17 protein-coding genes and 1 pseudogene are annotated in these 19,065 nt (G+C 59.1%); 8 read left to right on the forward strand and 10 right to left on the reverse strand.

Annotated features, from left to right (window positions below; all coding sequences use genetic code 11):
* Nucleotides 1–83 precede the first annotated feature (83 nt).
* The 3 genes from CZ203_RS01760 to CZ203_RS14430 form a co-directional block, all read right to left on the reverse strand.
* A complete protein-coding gene (locus CZ203_RS01760; RefSeq protein WP_087064365.1) occupies nucleotides 84–695 on the reverse strand; it encodes a cytidylate kinase-like family protein in 612 nt (203 codons plus the stop codon).
* Between the two features lie 105 nt (nucleotides 696–800).
* The gene (gene murC / locus CZ203_RS01765; RefSeq protein ID WP_087064366.1) at nucleotides 801–2,189 is read right to left on the reverse strand and encodes a UDP-N-acetylmuramate--L-alanine ligase; all 1,389 of its coding nucleotides are present in this window, start codon (nucleotides 2,187–2,189) and stop codon (nucleotides 801–803) included.
* Nucleotides 2,190–2,409: 220 nt separating this feature from the next.
* Complete coding sequence (locus CZ203_RS14430) at nucleotides 2,410–2,583, reverse strand: hypothetical protein (protein WP_159456313.1); 174 nt, start codon at nucleotides 2,581–2,583, stop codon at nucleotides 2,410–2,412.
* 304 nt (nucleotides 2,584–2,887) lie between these two features.
* Between CZ203_RS14430 and spoVG the strand changes: the two genes are divergently transcribed.
* A complete protein-coding gene (spoVG, locus tag CZ203_RS01770; RefSeq protein WP_087064367.1) occupies nucleotides 2,888–3,148 on the forward strand; it encodes a septation regulator SpoVG in 261 nt (86 codons plus the stop codon).
* A gap of 85 nt (nucleotides 3,149–3,233) precedes the next feature.
* The gene (locus CZ203_RS01775; protein WP_087064368.1) at nucleotides 3,234–4,370 is read left to right on the forward strand and encodes an MGDG synthase family glycosyltransferase; all 1,137 of its coding nucleotides are present in this window, start codon (nucleotides 3,234–3,236) and stop codon (nucleotides 4,368–4,370) included.
* Between the two features lie 49 nt (nucleotides 4,371–4,419).
* Here CZ203_RS01775 and CZ203_RS01780 read toward each other — a convergent pair whose 3' ends face one another.
* The 3 genes from CZ203_RS01780 to CZ203_RS01790 all read right to left on the reverse strand — a co-directional run bounded on the left by CZ203_RS01780 (nucleotide 4,420) and on the right by CZ203_RS01790 (nucleotide 7,360).
* On the reverse strand, nucleotides 4,420–5,412 hold the full coding sequence (locus CZ203_RS01780) for a CPBP family intramembrane glutamic endopeptidase (RefSeq protein ID WP_087064369.1): 993 nt from the start codon (nucleotides 5,410–5,412) through the stop codon (nucleotides 4,420–4,422).
* A 126-nt stretch (nucleotides 5,413–5,538) separates the two neighbouring features.
* Entirely contained in the window at nucleotides 5,539–6,846 is a 1,308-nt protein-coding gene (locus tag CZ203_RS01785; RefSeq protein WP_143436073.1) for a hypothetical protein, read from the reverse strand.
* Entirely contained in the window at nucleotides 6,830–7,360 is a 531-nt protein-coding gene (locus tag CZ203_RS01790; protein WP_087064371.1) for an RNA polymerase sigma factor, read from the reverse strand. The genes CZ203_RS01785 and CZ203_RS01790 overlap by 17 nt, the downstream gene beginning before the upstream one ends.
* Nucleotides 7,361–7,597: 237 nt before the next feature.
* Here CZ203_RS01790 and CZ203_RS01795 point away from each other — a divergent pair, with 237 nt between their 5' ends.
* Nucleotides 7,598–8,167 (forward strand): nucleotidyltransferase family protein, encoded by a 570-nt coding sequence (locus CZ203_RS01795; protein ID WP_087064372.1) that lies wholly within the window; start codon nucleotides 7,598–7,600, stop codon nucleotides 8,165–8,167.
* 73 nt (nucleotides 8,168–8,240) lie between these two features.
* Here CZ203_RS01795 and CZ203_RS01800 read toward each other — a convergent pair whose 3' ends face one another.
* On the reverse strand, nucleotides 8,241–9,536 hold the full coding sequence (locus CZ203_RS01800; protein WP_087064373.1) for a S41 family peptidase: 1,296 nt from the start codon (nucleotides 9,534–9,536) through the stop codon (nucleotides 8,241–8,243).
* Nucleotides 9,537–9,665: 129 nt separating this feature from the next.
* On the reverse strand, nucleotides 9,666–10,952 hold the full coding sequence (gene uraA, locus CZ203_RS01805; protein ID WP_087064374.1) for a uracil permease: 1,287 nt from the start codon (nucleotides 10,950–10,952) through the stop codon (nucleotides 9,666–9,668).
* A 151-nt stretch (nucleotides 10,953–11,103) separates the two neighbouring features.
* Here uraA and CZ203_RS15425 point away from each other — a divergent pair.
* Nucleotides 11,104–11,454: pseudogene (locus CZ203_RS15425) on the forward strand (dipicolinate synthase subunit A N-terminal domain-containing protein); the annotation flags it as partial.
* 54 nt (nucleotides 11,455–11,508) lie between these two features.
* On the opposite strand, the gene CZ203_RS01815 reads toward CZ203_RS15425, so the two are convergent.
* Nucleotides 11,509–12,054: a hypothetical protein gene (locus CZ203_RS01815; RefSeq protein WP_087064375.1), complete on the reverse strand. Its 546-nt coding sequence runs from the start codon at nucleotides 12,052–12,054 to the stop codon at nucleotides 11,509–11,511.
* Between the two features lie 177 nt (nucleotides 12,055–12,231).
* Here CZ203_RS01815 and CZ203_RS01820 point away from each other — a divergent pair, with 177 nt between their 5' ends.
* A complete protein-coding gene (locus CZ203_RS01820) occupies nucleotides 12,232–12,690 on the forward strand; it encodes a sigma-70 family RNA polymerase sigma factor (RefSeq protein WP_235847437.1) in 459 nt (152 codons plus the stop codon).
* A gap of 136 nt (nucleotides 12,691–12,826) precedes the next feature.
* A complete protein-coding gene (locus CZ203_RS01825) occupies nucleotides 12,827–13,714 on the forward strand; it encodes a hypothetical protein (RefSeq protein ID WP_087064376.1) in 888 nt (295 codons plus the stop codon).
* 91 nt (nucleotides 13,715–13,805) lie between these two features.
* Here the strand turns inward: CZ203_RS01825 and CZ203_RS01830 are convergent, their stop codons facing one another.
* Entirely contained in the window at nucleotides 13,806–14,543 is a 738-nt protein-coding gene (locus tag CZ203_RS01830) for a TetR/AcrR family transcriptional regulator (protein WP_087064377.1), read from the reverse strand.
* Nucleotides 14,544–14,698: 155 nt separating this feature from the next.
* Here CZ203_RS01830 and CZ203_RS01835 point away from each other — a divergent pair, with 155 nt between their 5' ends.
* On the forward strand, nucleotides 14,699–16,978 hold the full coding sequence (locus CZ203_RS01835) for an efflux RND transporter permease subunit (RefSeq protein WP_235847438.1): 2,280 nt from the start codon (nucleotides 14,699–14,701) through the stop codon (nucleotides 16,976–16,978).
* Complete coding sequence (locus CZ203_RS01840; protein WP_143436075.1) at nucleotides 16,959–19,025, forward strand: hypothetical protein; 2,067 nt, start codon at nucleotides 16,959–16,961, stop codon at nucleotides 19,023–19,025. Before CZ203_RS01835 ends, CZ203_RS01840 begins: the two co-directional genes overlap by 20 nt.
* The last annotated feature ends 40 nt before the right edge of the window (nucleotides 19,026–19,065 follow it).

Here is a 19,065-nt window from a genome sequence, read left to right on the forward strand (position 1 = left end):
CTTTATGTCCACAAAACGATGCGGCGCGCCCAAATGTTGGGCGCGCCGCCATATTCCCTCTCTCTTCTCTCTTCCCGCCGGGATTACTTGCGTACAGCGTCGATGTAATGCATAATCACGTCCACGGATTTATCTACACCGATGCGGCCAGCATTCACGCACAGGTCATAGTGGTCGCACTTGCCCCATACCTTGCCGGTATAATAGTTATAGTATGTAGAGCGCTGTTTATCCATTTTCTCCAGCGCCGCTTGCGGGGTCTTGCCGGAAATCTCATAGTCGCCGCACGTCTGGATACGGTGGATGCGCGCTTCCAGGTCGCCGTGGATAAAGAAATCATAGCGGTTGGGGTATTCCCGCAGCACATGGTCGGCACAGCGCCCCACAATGACGCACGGGCCGTCGTCCGCGACCTCCCGGATAATCTTGCACTGTGCAAGGAAAAGCTGGTCGGTCAGCGTCATACCGTTGCTGCCGGTGGAACCAAACATAGTCAGCGAGTACAGGAAGCTGTTGGTCGCGCGCTTATCGAGCTGATCAAACAGTTCTTCGGAGAATCCGGTTTTCTTTGCTGCGCGGGCAATGATTTCACGGTCATAGTATGCGATGCCGAGCCGTTCCGCCAACTTTTTGCCGACTTCACGGCCACCGGTGCCATATTCACGGCTGATAGTGATAATCATGTTATCTGTCATAGTACTCACTCCATTTCCGACTGATCATGTACAAAGTGCATAAATCTTTGTATCTTTATGATAAGTCCGATTATGGAAAATGTCAAGCCCTTCCCCAGAAATTTATCAAATTTTCCCTTCTTCCACCAAAAGCCGCCCCACGCGGTCAATATCGCCCGCCCCCATGGTTAAAATGAGGTCGCCTTCCCGTGCAATGGAGCGTAAATACGCCGCAATCTCCTCAAATGTCCCGAGGCTGACCGCGCCTTCGATCTTGGCCGCAAGGTCGGCGGAGGAAATGCCGACGGTATTTTTTTCGCGCGCGGCATAGATCGGCGCAAGGACGGCCTGGTCGCACATGCCAAGCGCCTCGACAAATTCGTTGAACAGCGCCTTGGTGCGCGTATAGGTGTGCGGCTGGAACGCGCAGATGATCCGCGAAAAATCCATCTGCCGTGCCGCCGACAGGGTCGCGCGCATCTCGCTCGGGTGATGCGCATAATCGTCCACCACAACTGCGCCTGACGCCATGCGGCCGGTCAGCTGGAAGCGGCGCGACGAGCCCGTAAACGCGGCAAGCCCCAGGCGCACCTGTTCCGGGTCGATCTTCAAAAACAGCGAAATCGCGCAGCACGCCAGCGCGTTCATCATATTATGGTATCCCGGCACCGAAAGCGTGACCGATGTGAACATTTCGCCGCCCGCCATCACATCAAAGCTGTAATAGCCGTTGCGGATGCTGATATGCTCCGGGCGCACATGCGCGCCCGCGCCCGTGCCGAAGGTGATCGTCTCGCGCCCGACGCCCTGTACTGCGCGCATGGCGTTTTCGTCGTCCGCGTTGACGACGACCGCGCCGTTTTCCGGCGTCAGCAGGCAGAATTCGTGGAAGGAATGGATGATATCGTCAATATCCTTGAAGAAATCCAGATGGTCGGCCTCCACATTCAGGATTGCGGCGACCGTCGGGCAAAAGTTCAGGAAAGAATTGCAGTATTCGCAGGATTCCGCGACAAAGTACCCTTTTTCCCCGATCCGGAGGGTGCCGCCGATCGCAGGGAGCTGGCTGCCCACCATTACCGTCGGGTCCAGCCCCGCTTGCATCGTGATCATGGCCATCATGGAAGTGGTCGTCGTTTTGCCATGCGTGCCGGACAGGCAGATGACGTTGTCGTAGTCCGCCATCAGGCAGCCCCAGGCGGCCGCGCGCTCGACTACGGGGATGGAAAGCTGGTTTGCCCGGACAATTTCCGGGTTTTCATCGTGGATGGCCGAGGTACGGATAATAAGCGCCGCGCCTTCCACGTTTTCAGGCTGGTGCGCATAGGTGATCCGCGCGCCCAGGCGCTCCAGCCGCTCGGTCACGGCGGTCTCCTGCCGGTCCGACCCGGTGACCCTTGCCCCAAGGGACAGCAGCAGTTCCGCCAGCGAGTTCATGGATACGCCGCCGATCCCGATCAGGTGGATGACGTTGTGGTTCTCTATATATGGTTTAATGGACAGTATATGATTCATGAAGAAACCCCCAGATTTTGAAAAAACTCTGCGCTGTGTATTATTATATGATATTTTCATTAAAATATAAATAGCTACTTTCCACACTATTTGAAAATAAGGGACGGCTTTTTTAGCCGCCGCGCGTCCGGCGCGCCGCTGTCCCGTATATAGGGTACCCGCCTAGTATAACACAAAACACCGCCGCGGTACACATTTAGCGCCCTTATCCGCCCCGCGGCTAGCGCTGCACCATCCACCAGGCGTGCTCCTTCCCGACCTGCTTGCCCTTCAAGTACTGGAGCGCCGCCACACGGCTCCGGAACGCCTTGGCGTAATCCGGCAGATAAACAGCCAGGCGCTCGTTATATAAATATTTGCACTTCCCGTCGACTACCAGCCTGATATAATACATGCGACCGCCTCCGATGTCCTGTGTGTCCTGTTTTCCCCTTTATGATAAGCTTGGACAAATTTCCCGGTAATTACACATGGTACGCCTATTTTATCCTTATGTGCCGCCTATCGGGATTATGCCGCCGTCCGGGAAACGCCCCAAATTTTCTCCGTTTGTGCAAATGATGTTTAGCGCTGCAAGATCTGGGCAAGATAAGGCTATCGGCCGAACAGCATCCCCTGCAGCGCGTGCAAAGGCCGTGCCGCCGTAACTACCAACGAAGCAGGAACAAAAACGACATTTTTCAAAGGAGTCATGAAGTATGCAGATCACAGACGTAAAATTCCGCCATTTACAGGACGAAGGAAAGCTGAAAGCGCTCGTTTCCGTCACCTTTGACGGCGTATTCGCCGTCCACGATATCAAGCTGATCGACGGCCACGACCGCCTTTTCCTCGCCATGCCCTCCCGGCGTATGCCGGACGGCAAATACCGCGATATCGTGCACCCGATCGGCAGTGAGCTGCGCGACCTGTTGGAAGACCGCGTGATTACCGAATATAACAATACGCTGAAGCAATGACCCCTTTCCAAGCGCCTGCTCCGCCGGGCGCTTGCTTTTTTTCACCATATACGTTACAATATCCTTCTATAGGGGGATTTTTTGTATGAAAGTTCTGATTCTATCCGTTACAGCCGGGTTTGGGCACCACGCCACCGCACGCGCCGTGAGCGATATGCTGCTTGCCAAGGGCGCGGAACCGCTCACGATGGATATCTACAAATATATCAACCGCGCCGTGCAGCACACGATTGATAAGGGCTACCTGTTTTCCTCCAAGCACACGCCGGAACTCTACCGGCTTTGCTACGCGTTGGCGGAAAACCATGGGCAGAGCTATTTCAGCATCCCGAAGCTCAATATTATCAATATCGTCAATGCGCTGGGAACGACCAAGTTTGAACGCGTTATTTCGGATTTTGCGCCGGACGCGATTATCTGCACCCATGTTTTTGCCGCCCAGCTCATCAACGAGATGAAAAAACACCAGATGGTGACAGCCCCCGCCGTCGGTATCGTGACCGATTACACGATGCACCCTTACTGGGAGGACGTCCCGTATATCGAGTATATCGTCACGGCAAGCGAGCTGCTCAACCACCGCGCCGTAAAACGCGGCATCGCCGCACACCGCCTGCTGCCCTTCGGCATCCCGATCCATCCCAAATTCAACACCGTGATCAGCCGGGAGGACGCCTGCGCCAAGCTCGGCATCGATCCAAATCGCCCCACCGTCCTGATGATGGGCGGCAGCATGGGGTATTCCAACAATAAGCGCCTGATTTCCCAGCTCCAGTCGGTCGGCCTGCCGTTCCAGCTGCTCGCGGTCTGCGGCAACAACAAAAAGCAGTACCAGCAGCTGTTGGCCATGGAAGCCTCGATTAACGGCCCCTGCACGCTGCACCCTTATGGGTTCGTCAACAATGTCGAGGTGATGATGAGCGCGGCGGACTGCATCATTACCAAGCCCGGCGGCCTGACCGTGTCCGAGGCGCTCGCCAAGAACCTGCCCATGATCCTGGTCGACCCCATCCCGGGGCACGAGGAGCGCAACGTCGAATTCCTCGTCAACAACGGCATTGCCTCCCTTGTGACCAAGACCTTCCCGATCGACGAGGCGGTCTACCACCTGTTTACCAACCCTGTCCGGCTGCAGACCGTGCGCGAAACCATGCGCGCGATCAGCCACCCCAACGCGACCGAACAGCTCGCCGACTTTGTCCTTGCAATCGACCAGATATAAAAAAAGCCGCTGCATACCGGGGTATGCAGCGGCTTTCTTATGTGTTTGCCTAGATAAAATTGAATACAAACATGCAGACGATGGATACGAGGAACAGAATCATCCCCACGTTGCCAAAAACGGTGCCGAACCGGCGGCCGCGCGGCAGCGGGCATTCCCCTGCCTCCACCCGGAATTTTTTGATGTTGACAATGACGAGCACGACGCCCGCGACCGCGCTGCCCAGAATCGCAAACCCATAGAGCGAAACCCACAGCATCTGCGGCAGCACCTGCAAAACGGCGGCCGGATCCTCGAGGTCGAGCCGTTCGGTCACCCGCAGCACCAGCGGGGCGATGACCGCGCCCATAAAATTGATGATCATATGCAGAGCGACCGGGTAGCGCAGGCGGCCTGTCCGCACATAGAGGTACGCCAGCAGGATGCCCAGCCCGCAGGCATAAAAGAACTGATAGAAGTTGCCGTGGAACAGGCCGAACAGCACGCCCGACAGCACCACCGCAAGCCCTTCGCCAAACTGGCGGGTACGGTCGATCAGCAGCTTGCGGAACAGCAGCTCCTCGATGGCCGGCGCAAGCAGCACCGTCACCAGGAAATTCATGAATAGGCTGGAGTTCTCCAGCATGAGGTCAAGGCTGCTGTCCACCGGCGCGCCGCGCAGCGCCCCGACCAGGTTCATCAGGCATACGCCGATCAGGTTGCCCGTATACATGATACCGATACACATCAGCAGGCAAACCCAAAAACGGCCGAAACCCAGGCGGTGCGTTTCCGGCGCACGGCTTGGCACCCGCCGCATCATGGCGATGCAGACCGGCACCGCGACGCAGTACATCGGGATAAACGAAGCCGCCCAAAATTGCCAGCTTCCCACGCCCGCTTCCGGCGCGGCCAAAACCAGCACAACCCCGCCGACAAGCTGCAAGCCGATGGTGATGGCCGTCATTACAAAGTAGGCCATACCGATCCGCGAAAAACACTGTTTTTCCGTAATTATTTTAATGCCCGGCTCCGGAGCAGCCGTAACCCCTATTTCGTCCATATCGTTCCCTCCACATCGGCCAAACCCTGCCTATTCCCCAGTATAGCACATCCCGATACAAAAATACAGGGGATAGGAGATGGAAAGCCCGGGCGCATTTCCATGCGTCCGGGCTTTGGCGGCTTTTTATTGCAGCGGGACGGTCACGCCGTCCAAATTGATGGATACCAGATCCGCCGGATCAATCGGCTCGTCAAACACCCACTGGTCGTACGAGTGCCCGACCGTGTCGCCGTTGAGCTCGCCCGAGGAATAGGAAGCGTTCACGACGTTTTTCGTCAGGATGAGCTTTGTCCCGTCGCGCAGCATTGCGTAAGCCGGGCGGTTGCCGAACAGGATCGACGCGTCGTTGTCCGACATCACAAACACCGATATCGGCGACACCCGGACTTGCGACACGACCGCGCCGCCGACCTGCGTATGGGTGGCATAGGTGATCTGTTCCGGAATCTGGATGGTCACATCGAGATCCCATTCCCCCTTGACCTCCGGCTTTGTAAAGAGCGTGCCGTACAGCGGGTCGAGCACAAGGTCGCCTACATCCTGCACCCCGGCGCTAAAGGCGATGTCATAGTAGTGCGTCCCATCCTGCACAAAGGACGCGTCCGTCAAATCCTGATTGTACGTTTCAAAATCCTTTCCCGAACGGCTGCGCACGGTGGTGATCATGTAGCTCTGGTCATTGCCCGCGCTGCCTGCGAAGGCGACCTGCACGTGCAGCCTGCCGTCCTCGGCAAACCCGATGGAGGACAGCCGCACGAGGCCGGTGCCTACAAACGCATGCGGCGTCTGCTCCGGGGCGAGCACTTTGCCGCCGTCCGCCAGGGTGATGGTCTTGCGCGTTTCCGCCGTCAGCACGCCGTCCGGCAGCGGCAAGCCGTCGATATCCTGTATGGCCTGGAAGCTGGAAAAGCTGACCGTCGCCGGGGTGTCGCCCGTCAAATGGTTGCCGTCGGCGGTTAACTCCACCAGCGCGGTGCGCGTGTCGCCGTCGTAACTGATGACCTTCGCCCCTCCGCTACTGATGCCGCTGTCATTCGGCAGGCCTTCAACCCAGCCCCATATCCGCATCTCGCCGCCCAGGCGGTCGCCCGCCTTGTCCTGCACCTCACAGTAGACCCGGGTTAGGCTGCTATCCGCCAGCGCGGAAACCACGCGGACCTCGATCCCTTCCGCCTGTGTGGAAACGCCGCTGATCGCCTGGCTTTGCGGCGCAAGCCCGCCGAGCGCCTGCATCAGCGCCGCGCGCAGGCCCGTGCTCGCCATGACGAGCATCGACGCTGTGAGCATTACGCACACCGCAGCCGCGGCAATGCGGGCGCCCCGTGTAAATCGCGGCCGCTTTTTAGCCGCCCCATGCAGGATTGCCTGCCGGCGCGCCTCCGTCAGTACAATATCTTGCATCGCCCGATCCAGTTCACTCCTCATCTTCATCGTAATACCATCCTTTCAGCGCATCCTTGAGCTGCGCCCGCGCGCGTGCCAGGCGCACCGTCACCCCCGAGACCGACAGCCCGAGCAGCGCCGCGATTTCGCGCGCCTTTAACTCCTGGTAATAGTGCAGGAGGACGACCTCCCGGTACTTGCGCGGCAACGCCATGATCGCACGCGGCAGGGTATCGTCCGGAAGGCGCAGTTCGCCGCCAGCAGGCAACCCGTCCATCGCCTCCGCGGCCACGCGGCGGCGCTTCCACGGGCTGCGCAGGTAACTCCTGCATACGTTGATGGCGATACCGGTCAGCCAGGTCAGTTCGGTGCTGTCCCCTCGGAAGGACGGCCATGCACGGTACGCGCGCAGCAGCGCGTCCTGTACCGCGTCTTCCGCCAGATAGGGATCCTTCAAATATAACGTGCACATGCGCAGGAGCCGGTCGCCATATTGCTCCAGCCAGGACGCCAGGTCCGCTTCCGTCCTGCCCTCTTCCCATGCCGCCGTTTGACCGCTCATAATAAACCACTCCCCTTTCGCCGTCATCCCTTTGACGCGCGGCTGTGCAAAATTGCTACAACTGCTGCATCCCTTTTCCATCCTGTCATATCTTTTAAATCGCACGTGGTTTTTTGTTAATCCCTCACAATTACACCAGCAGCAGAAACACCCCAATTGTTAATTTTTTTAATTCCCTTGCCTACCTCATACAATGTGCTATACTAAAGTTAAGGATCGACGGAGGTGATCTGGAACATGCATAACCAAAAGGAAAACGTGCTCGCAAAAGTTGCCGCACTGCTCAGCGAACAGCAAATCATCTGGGCTTTGGGCGGCTCGATGCTCTTACACTGCAACGGTGTTACGGACAATGTGGAATCTATCGAGCTGGTAGTCGTTCCGGAGGACTTTGAAAAGCTGGATCAGGTGCTCTCCCCCCTGGGTGAAAAACGCCCGCGTGTCCCTTCCCCGTTTTACGCAACCCGTTTTTTCAGCGAATATATCATTGACGGCGTCGAGTTCGACGTCATGAGCGGCCTTATGCTCCATTTTAAGGGGTTCCTATACCGCTATCAGTTCGACCGGTCCGCGATCGTCTCGATGCTGCCGGTAGGCGGGGTATTCGTCCCCTGCACCGCGCTGGAGGACTGGTACGTCCTTTACCAGATGATGCCCTGGCGGCACGACCGCGTCGAGGCACTCGAGCGGTATTTCGCTTCCCATGGGCCGCAACATCCCGAACGTTTTTCCGTCCTGCGGCAACAGCCGCTCCCCCCTGCGGTACTCACCAGCATCCTGCGTTTCCTGGGGCTGGCGCGTGCCTAGGCGCCACTTATAAAATAGCAAAACCCGCCTGCGGCTGCAAGTGCCGTAGGCGGGTTGTTTTTTCCATCCAGGGTTATTTGCCTTCGCGGATCGCGCGCAGGCAGGTTTCGAGCGGCGTTTCGCCTTCGGGCGAGACGATGTCCGGCGTCGTGCCGTACTCCTCGCTGCCCAACCCCTCCTGCGTCACCCCGTAAATCGGGCTGAAGCGGACGATCAGCCCGCTGTTCGGCAGCACGACGGGGATCGGGTCGGTGCCGATGCCGTCGCCGCCGGTCTGCGTACCGACCAACGTGGCGAACCCGGTCGCCTTGGACACCATGGCCGCCCATTCCGACGAGGAATAGACCCTGCCGCTGACGAGCAGCCAAATCCTGCCCTTAAACATCTTTTCCTGCCCCGCAGACGGGCTTTCGGTCATCTCCTGCTTGATGAAATAATCGACGTCCCCAAGATCCTTGCGGTTAAACGTCTCAAACTGCGGGAAGTTGTCCGCCTTTTCGCACCAGCCCTCGCGCACCATCTTGTCCGTCCCCACAAACTTCTGGATCATCGGGCCGTTTTTAAACAAATCGTAGAAGTAGAACGTCTTAGGCTCGTCGATATTCGGCTCCATGATCAGGTTGTCAAAATAGGACATGCCGCCCCCGCCGTTCTCCGAAATGTCGATAATCAGGTGGTCATAATCGGCAACCTGTTTATAAAACCCCTTGAGCGTTTTCTCGTCGTCGTCATAGCACATCATATCGAACGAGCGGATATTGACATATGCGATCTTGCCCGGCTCGAGGATCTTGGTTTCCACATTGGGCACCTGCCCGGCTTCTTCCGTGGTATCTTGCCCATAATACGCCATTACCCGGTCCCATACCGGGTTGAACAGCTTGCCGAAGCCCCCATAGCTTTTTTTGACCTTATCGCTGTTATAGGCTTCATCATACGGGGAACCGGGCGAAAGCTCGTGGTACACCTCGCCAAACGCCTCCGGCGTGCCCGGCATCAGCACGCCGAGGTGCCCGGCCGACGCGCCGTCCGTCCGCAGCCAGTCGTCCAGCAGCAGGAAAAAATCCATATCCGAGCCGCAGTCCTTCAATTCCTCCCGCTTTGCGGCGTAGGTATCCCGCAGCCCGGCGCCGCCGCTCATGCGTTTGCCGACCTCAAAATAGGGATAGTTTTCGTCCAGCGCCTGATACAGGTAATCAAAATCCTCGAGCATCTGCGCGCCCGTCAGCCCGTTCCAGTTTTTCTCCGGCAGCTTGGCCAGTTCCCCGGTGACGGTAATGCGTTCCGGCTCCGGCAGGCCGCCGCCCACCGTGCCGATTGGGGTCGCGGCCAGCAGCGCTGCAAGCAGCCCCGCAATCAATTGGTGCATGCAAAAACCTTCTTTCCTAATAATACTATCCTAATGATACCACCTGCCCGGCTGGAAATCCATGGGTTGCATACAATCGAAAGGAATCCGTAAGAACTGGGAAAGGGCGCCCAACCGGGCGCCCTTGGATCAGCCGTTTTCTTCGAGGTCGTTCGACCAGTGCAGTTTGTCAAATACATAGAACAGCAGGCTGAGCACCATGCCGACGATGCAGGCCAGCACCATGCCCTTGAGTTCCACGTTCCCAAAATTCAGCGCAATCCCGGACAGGCCGACGACGAACACCACCGAGGTCAGCGTCAGGTTGCGGTTGCGCCCGTAATCGACGTGGTTGTCCACCAGGATGCGGATACCGGAAGTGCCGATCATGCCGTACAGCAGGAAGGAGATGCCGCCAATGACCGGCCCCGGGATGGTCTGGATGAGCGCCGCCAGCGGGCCTACGAACGAGCAGATGATCGACAGCACCGCCGCGCCCGCGATCACGCGGACGGAATACACCTTGGTCATCGCCATGACGCCGATGTTTTCGCCGTACGTCGTGGTCGGCACGGAGCCGATGCAGCCGGACAGCATGGTCGAGAAGTTGTCCGCAAACAGGGAACGGTGCAGGCCGGGGTCCTTCAACAGGTCGCGGCCGATGATCTTGCCTGTGACGAGCTGGTGCCCGATGTGCTCGGACGCGATTACCAGGATGACCGGCAGGATGATGAGCACCGCTTCCAGGTTGAATTTCGGCGCGGAGAAGTTCGGCATGGAGAACAGCGGCGCATGGACGGCCGCCCAAAGCTGCTCGCCCGTGACGACGCCCGTCAGCCACGCGGTAAAATAGCCGCAGATGATCGCAATCAGGATCGGGATGACCGACAGGAACTTGCGGAACAGCACGTTCCCGAATACCGCAACGCCCAGCGTGACGCAGAATACGATGACATTCGCAACCTGTACCTCCGGCACGTCCGCCGTCGGCACGACAAGGCCGGTGGAAGCCGCGCTGCCCGCAAGCTCCAAGCCGATCAGCGCGACGACCGGCCCCATGGCCGCAGGCGGCAGCACCACGTTGATCCACTTCGTGCCGAACTTCCAAATGACGACCGACAGGATACAGCCGACCGCGCCGACCGCCACGAACCCGCCGAGCGCGTAGCTATAGCCCCATTTGGCGATGACGATGCTGGCAGGCGCCAGGAACGCAAAGCTCGAGCCGAGGTACGCCGGCGCCTTCCCCTTGGTGATCGCGATGAAAAGCAGCGTGCCCACGCCGTTCATGAACAGGACGATCGCCGGGTTGATGCCGAAAAGGAACGGCACCAGGACGGACGCGCCAAACATCGCAAACATATGCTGGATTGACAGCGGCACCAGCAGCTTTGCGGGTACCTTGTCCTCTACCTGGATAATTTTCCGGTTATCCAATCTTTTTACCCCCCAAATAACTTAATGCTCCTAGTATAACACAATGCATGCCCCATTTCCACCGCTTACGCGCATTTCCGCGCAAAAAAGAACAGCCGCACCCATCACGGCGCGGCGGCATAGCATGTTGCAGAGGGGAGGAGTTTTGTCTATGAAAAAAGCGGCAGCCCTCGCAGTCGTCGGCGGCGACCTGCGGCAGGCTTACCTGGCGCGCCTCCTGCGCGCCGACGGGCACGAAGTCTCGGTCTATGCGCTGGAACGGCAGGCGATGGATCCGAAAATCCATGTCATCCACGATCCCAAAACGGATTTTGCAGAGGCCGAGGCAGTCATCCTGCCGATGCCGGTGCTGCAGGATGAAAAGCACCTGAACGCGCCGTTATCCAACGCGCCGCACCGGATCGAAACCATTTTCGACTGCATCCCATCCGGCAAACTGGCGCTTGGCGGTTCCGTACAGCCGTCCGTCCGCGAACGCGCGGCAGTCTGCCATGTGGAGCTTCGGGATTACTTAACGCGTGAGGAACTCGCGATCAAAAATGCCGTCCCTGCGGCATTAGCGAAAATACCACGTTACGGTATCGTCCGCAAACTCCCGGTCGAGCACCACCTCAAAAAACGCGTGCACGTTTTCCGCAAGCTGTTCCAGCGGCCCGTCGTTGTCAAAATAGTAATCGTAGCGGTAGTCGAGGACGGAATCGTCCGACCGGTTGCCGAGCGCGCCCTCGGCTTCGACGATGCGGCGGCGCACCAACAGCGTGTGGCAGCACCCGCCCACCGCCTTGCGGAAGCGCTCGATTTCCTCGGGCTCGCGGATGTGCACGAACAGCACCTGCTCGTCCCCTTCGAGGAACTCGATATACTGCCGCATGCAGTAGGAAAAAGACAGGTCGTTATATTCGGTAAATACCTCTTTCAGGCGGGAAAGCAGGCGGCGCGCCGCCGGGGTCTTTTCCCCGTCCCAGCCCGCGAACCGGGCGATCTCCACGATCGGCGTAATGGAAGAGATATTCCGCACCTTATAAAATTGCCCCGCCAGCGCGCACACGGTGTCCTTCCCGACCCCGCCGCGCCCATTGACGACGATCACTCGCTTGTCCACTTCCCACGTCCCCCTATTTGCTGATACTGTTTTATTATACCACACAGGCCCGGAGAAGGCTATGTCATTTTTACGTTGTGCCCCGCGCGTGCAAATGGTATCCTGAAAAAAGATCAAGCCGCATGAAAAATTCCGGCCATCTGGTTTGTATATTTTATAAGAGAGGGGGTGTGTGCCTTGGATACGGCGCAAATGGAGATGGCCGTCGCCCGTTACGGCGAAAACCTGCTGCGGCTGGCCTTTACCTATACCCGCAATATGGCGGACGCGCAGGACGCCGTGCAGGATGTTTTTGTCAGCCTGCTGACGCGCGCCCCCGCCTTTGCAGACGAGGGGCACCGCCGCGCCTGGCTCATCCGCGCGACCATCAACCGCTGCAAAAACCTGCTGCGGTCGGCCTGGTTCCGCAAGACGGTACCGCTCCCGGACGACCTTGGGTATCTGCCCCCGGAACAGGACGCCGTACTGTCCGCCGTGCTCGCCCTGCCCGAAAAATACCGTGCGGCCATCCACCTGTATTATTACGAAGATTGCTCCATCCGGGAAATCGCCGCGCTGCTGGGCAAAAAACCGGCCACCGTTGGCACGCTGCTCGCGCGCGGGCGGACGCTTTTAAAGGGGGTGCTGTCCGAATGAAAGGGAACTATAAAGCCGCCATGGACAGCCTGCATATCCCCGCGGATTTTCAGGCAAGCACGGTGCGCGCGATGCAAAACGCCAGGCCGCGCCGCCGGCGGCGCGCGGTGCGCCTCGCCCCCNAGGCGCCGGCGCCATGTTCTGTGTGCGGCGCGATACGCTGTACTATACGGCGGGCACGACGCTTTACGCCGCCGACCCGGCCACCGGCGGGGGACGCGCGCTTTACACCGTAACGCTCCCCTACCCGGTGCGCGCAATCCAGCTTTGCGGCGTCCATGACGATACCGCAACGCTTGAAGCCTACCCCAAACGGGACGGCGACGGCATCCGCCTTGTCGACGTGCGGCTGACGGACGGCATGGCGCTGGGCGACCGGCCGTACGAATATGAAACGGCGGGGGAAGCGCCCGCCTTCCCGGGCACGTCCGCCGTATCCTTTGTCCCCGTTCCTACGGCGGGCGGCGCGGCCGGCTGGGACGCCCAGGTAGACGGCGTCTCCATCCTGCCGGCGGGAACTGTGATCGTGGCATGGGCGCAGTCCGGCAATTGCATGCTCGCGCTTGTATCCCCCGCAAGCGGCCTTGGAAGCGCCGCGGGCGCGCCGCTATATGTTTTATCGCCGGACGGCGCCGCCCGCGCGCTGGACGTGCGCGCCGACCGCTTCTATGCCACGGGCGCGCGGGAAATCTTCCTGTCCCTGGCTGACGAGGGGGACGGCAAGCAACTTGCCGTATTCGACGTCCCCACGGACACGCTGCGCACGCTGTCGGACACGTTCCCCGCCACGGAATGCGTAGCCACGCAGGACGCGCTTTACGCCTACGCGCCCAATGCGGGCGGCATCCTGTACTATCCGCTATGCCGGGACGGGGACGGCGCGGTCCGCGCGCTCGGCGACGCGGCAGAGCTGCCCTATATGCACACGCAGCACCTGTTTTCACCGGTTGTCCGCCTTTTTATGCTACTGGCTGCCTTTGTCCTTTCCATCCCCTTATGCATCTATTTTGCGATGCGCAAATAAACTGGATACCGAAAGAAGCCCCGGCCTTCCGCCGGGGCTTCTTTCGCGTGATCCGTCCATATGGCCGAGGCAGCGATCTTCTGCCCCGCCGTTAACCGCTGCAAAAACCCGCGCGTATGGCGCGGGTTTTTACATGTGTTACGTCGCGGCGGGAAGGGTCTTGCCGAGCAGCTCGTCCATCATGTCGATCAGCGTTTCCTTGGGCAGGCGGTCTTCCTGCAGCAGCCACTTGCTGAGCACGCCGATCACGCCCGCGGCAATGAACTGCGCNAAGGGTCTTGCCGAGCAGCTCGTCCATCATGTCGATCAGCGTTTCCTTGGGCAGGCGGTCTTCCTGCAGCAGCCACTTGCTGAGCACGCCGATCACGCCCGCGGCAATGAACTGCGCCACATAGATTTCCTTCTCGCGCGGCGCGTGGGATACCGACAGGCGGCATTCCTCGATGATGCGCAGCATTTTATCTTTAAAGCCGTCCGAACCGGCGGCGCGCAGCAGGGAGCATACCATTTCACGGTTTTCTTCCACATAGTCGACCGCCTGCCCAAGCACAGGCCGCAGGGACTGGTGCTCCGGGCTGGGCAGGTACCCCGCGAGCATGGAGCGGAAATCCTCAATCATTTCGTTTTCAATTTTTTCGCGCAGGTCATAGACGTCCCGGTAATGGACGTAAAACGTGCCGCGGTTGATATCCGCCCTGTCCACCACGTCGGTAACTGTAATATCCTTAAATTCTTTTTCCTGCATCAGTTCGGCCAGCGCTTGCCGCAAGAGCCGTTTTGTACGCCGGATACGACGATCTTCCGTCTGTGCCATACCGCACCTCCTCATTCATAATTCAAATTAACGTACATTTTTTAAACGATCTGTCGTTTAGCCGTCAAAGTTCGGTTATTTGACTATTGTGTGTTTTGCTATCCTGATTTATACTATACCACGGATTGATAATAAACGCAATGTACGTTTCCAGAAAGGTTGGTGTTTTTGTGAAAGGACAGGGGCATAGCCCGGTCGACCTCATTATCCATAAACGCAAGCTGATCGAAAAGGCCTTTATCCTGCTGATCGTCTTGTGCCTGCTCAGCGTCCCCTTTGTCGGCGTCAACTACGACCTGACCAAGTACCTGCCCGAGAGTACGGATTCCTCCAAGGCGCTCAATATCATGGAGCAGGAATTTACGTATCCCGGCATGGCGCGCATCATGATGCAAGATGTGAGCCTGTACGAGGCCAAGGCGCTCAAGGACCGGGTCGCCGATGTGGACGGCGTGGATATGGTCATGTGGTGCGACACCACGACCAACATTTACGGCGCGGATTCCTTCATCGACTATTCCAAAATAGACGATTATTACAAGGACGGGTGCGCCTATATGGACGTCACGTTCCTGGAAAGCGACTCCTCCTCCCGGACGCACCGCGCCGTAAACGAGATTAAGGAGATCCTTGGCGGCAAAGGCATGATTGCCGGCTCCGCCGCTTCGGACACAATGCTCGGCCCCACGATCAACGGGGAGGTCGCGCGCGTCATGGTGCTGGCGGTCATCTTTATCTTCCTGATCCTGACGCTGACCACGACCTCCTGGTTCGAACCTGTGCTGTTCCTGACGGTCATGTTCATCGCGATCATCCTGGGCATGGGCACAAACCTGCTGTTCGGCGAGATTTCCTTCATGTCGAACGCGGTCGGCGCGGTTTTGCAGCTTGCCTGCTCGATGGACTATTCTATTTTCCTGCTGCACGCCTTCACGCGGGAAAAGGCCAACGGCGTGCCGCCGGAGCAGGCCATGGCGAACGCCCTGCGTTCCGCGATCCCTTCCATCGGCGCATCCGGCGCGACGACCATCGTCGGCTTCCTCGCCCTTGCGCTGATGCGCTTCGGCATCGGCCGCGACATGGGGCTGGTGCTCGCAAAGGGCATCGCCTTCAGCCTGGTCACCGTGCTGCTCCTAATGCCCGCCCTTATCCTGCGGTTCCAGAAAATCATCGACAAAACCGCGCACCGCAGCTTTATGCCGAGCTTCCGCAAGTTCGGTGAATACGGCTATAAGGTACGCGTCCCCGTGCTGGTACTCGTGCTGCTGCTCGTCGTGCCGTGTTACGTCGCGCAAGGGATGTGCGATTTTTCCTATGGCAACGAAGCCATCGCCAACACCCCCGGCACGGAGGTTTACGACAATGAGCAGGTGATGAACGCCAAATTCGGCCAGAGCAACATGATGCTGGCGCTCGTCCCCGTCGGCGACGACGTGACCGAAAAGGCGCTGACCGACGAGCTGGACGCCCTGCCCTATGCAAAATACGCGCAGGGGCTTGCCTCGACGCTGCCGGAGGGCATCCCGGAGGAAATCCTGCCCCACAGCCTGACCGGGCAATTCCACTCCGAGCACTGGGCGCGCATCATCATCAATGTGCGCAGCCCGGGCGAGAGCGCCGATTCCTTTGCCTATGCGGACGAAATCCGCGCGGTCATCGGCCGGTATTACCCCAACCAGCAGACCTACCTTGTCGGCGTCACGCCTTCGACGCAGGATATCAAGCAGGTCATCACCACGGACTATCGCTTCGTCAACATCCTTTCGCTGCTCGGCGTGGCTATTGTCGTTGCGATTACATACAAGTCGCTGATCCTGCCGCTTGTCGTGCTCATCCCGATCGAGGCGGCTGTGTTTATCAACACCGCCATCCCTTATATCATGGGTACGCGGTCGATGTTCCTCGGCTTCATCATCGTGAGCTGCGTCCAGCTGGGCGCGACGATCGACTATTCGATCCTTCTGACCGGCAACTACCTGGACGCGCGCGCACAGGGCGATAAAAAAGAGGCCGCCATCCGCGCCGTGACCCAAAGCGCGCTGTCGATCATGACCTCCGGGCTGATCCTGACAACGGTCGGCTACGGCCTGTACTTCCTGACCTCGATCGATGCGGTCGCCGGCCTGGGCGAGCTGATCGGGCGCGGCGCCTTCCTGTCGACGCTGCTCGTACTCTTCATGTTGCCGGCCTGCCTGATGATTTTTGACCGCTTTATTGTCAAGAAGGATTACGCCCAGAAGAAGCACGAGCGCATGAACCGCATCCACAGCAAAAAACTGATCCTGCCCCGCCTGAGCGCGCTGCAGCAGCAGCGCATGGCGCTCAAGCGCCAGATGCGGCAAAACCGCAACGCGCGCCTGCGCGAACTGTACGGCCGCCTACGCGGCCGGGGCAAGGCCGACACGGAAAACCATCGCGAGGAGGAACATGATGATGAACAAGACCGTTAAAAGGAGATTGCTTGCGGGCGCGCTGACGGCTGTCACCGTCCTGCCGCTCGCGGGCGGCGCGCTGGCCGCGCCCCCGACCGTATCCACGGACGAAGCGGTTTACGTCAACCTGGACTACTACGGCGCGCTGAACGATATGCGCATCGTAAAGGGCGTAAGCCTCAACGGCGAGACCGCTTTTACCGATTACGGCGATTATTCCGAAGTGTACAATATGAGCACCCACGACAAGCCGGAAATGAAGGACGGCGCCGTGTCCTGGAGCCTGCCCGGAACGGAAAAGCAACGCTTTTATTATGAGTGTATCCCGACGGACGCGTCGGCGCTGCAGATGCCCTGGACTTTCGACGTTTCCTATAAGCTGGACGGCGCGCCGGTCAAGGCGGAGCAATGCACCGGTGCGGACGGCCTAGTCGAAATCACCGTGCACGCGATCCCGAACCCCAAGGCGGACGAATACTACCGCAATAATATGACGCTGATGGTCATGACCGGCATCGACATGGACAAAACGCGCTCCATTGACGCGCCCGGCGCACAGATCCAGTCGCTTGGCTCCTATAAGATGGTTGTCTTCCTCGGCCTGCCCGGCGAGGACAATACCTATACGATCCGCATCGGCTCGAGCAAATTTGAAAGCACGGGCGTGATCATGATGATGGCGCCCGCCACGATGTCGCAGCTCGACCGTATTTCCGATTTCCGCGACATGAAGGATAAGGTCGGCGACGCGGGCGACGACCTGTACGCCGGCCTGTCCGACCTGCTCGACACGGTAAGCAGCATGCAGGGCGGCCTGTCCGCCATGTCCGCCGGCATTGCCGGCCTGGAAGATGTGCGCCGGCAGCTTATCGAGTCGCGCGGCACGCTCGACCCGGATACCGACCAGTCGCTTGCGTCCCTGCAAAAGCTGGTCGACCAAATGGATTCCATGGTGCCCGAATTGACGCAGACGCAGGAAAACCTGACCCGCCTGCAAAGCAGCACGGACAACATCCTGGATATCGTGACGGACTCGCAGCAGGACATCGAAGCATACCGCAAGGCGCTCAAAAACCTAGCCAAGAGCCTGCGCGATGTGACCGACCTGCTAAACGGCCTCGATAACAAGACCTACGGCGACGGCGATATGGATTTTGTCATGAGCCGCCTGCAAAACGCGCTCAAAGACCTGTCCAGCGCGTCCCGCGGCCTGTCCGATTCCCTCGGGAGCCTGGAAAGCGGCCTTGGCGCGTTGGCGGGTTCAGGCCTAGTGACCGACCCGGCAATCCAGGCGCTGCTGCAGAGCGGCGCGCTGTCCGGCCTGACCGGCAAAACGCAGGATATGCTGTCCGCGGTCGACACCCTCGCCGGTGCTGGCAACAGCCTGCTCGCGCTCGCCGACAGCTACCTCGACGTTTTTGACGACCACTCCGGCGCGATGTCCAGCATGACGGACAGCGCCGCCAAGCTTACCGAACAGGCCAATACGACGCTCGACCGGGTCGACGGCATGCTGGACGAACTGCCGGCGCTGCAAGGCGCCCTGGACGACAGCGTCCCCGTGCTGAACAGCATCCTGTCCAAAACGGCCGACCTGCTCACCTCGACCAAGGAAACGCTCGCCTCGGCCAACCAGACGATGGCCGACCTGCAAAATACACTGCGCTCCGTCCGCGAGCAGGCGGACGGCCACACGGCGCAATCCATCGACGGCCTGCTCGACATGATGCAGAAGGCGCTCGATTCGTCCGGCACCAATAAAAGCTTGCAGACGGCGACCGATTCCATCCATGGCGCGATCAAAAATGAGGTGGACGACCTGGAGAGCGACACCAACGTGCTGAATATGGATAATTCGCTCGCCCTGCAGTCCTTCACTTCCAGCAAGAACGCATCCCCCGCCAGCCTGCAATTCATCCTGCGCACCGAGGAACTCTCGGTCGACGAGACGGAAAAGCTGCAGGAACAGGCGCGGGAACAGGCAGACGAAGGCGTATTCCAGCGCATCCTCAATATCTTCCGCAAGCTGTACCACGCAATCGCCTCTGTATTCACCGATGCATAAAAACCGCAAAAAAGGGCGGCTTCCCATATGGGAAGCCGCC

It is taken from the genome of Intestinibacillus massiliensis (genome assembly GCF_900155735.1).
Taxonomy (GTDB): domain Bacteria; phylum Bacillota; class Clostridia; order Oscillospirales; family Butyricicoccaceae; genus Intestinibacillus; species Intestinibacillus massiliensis.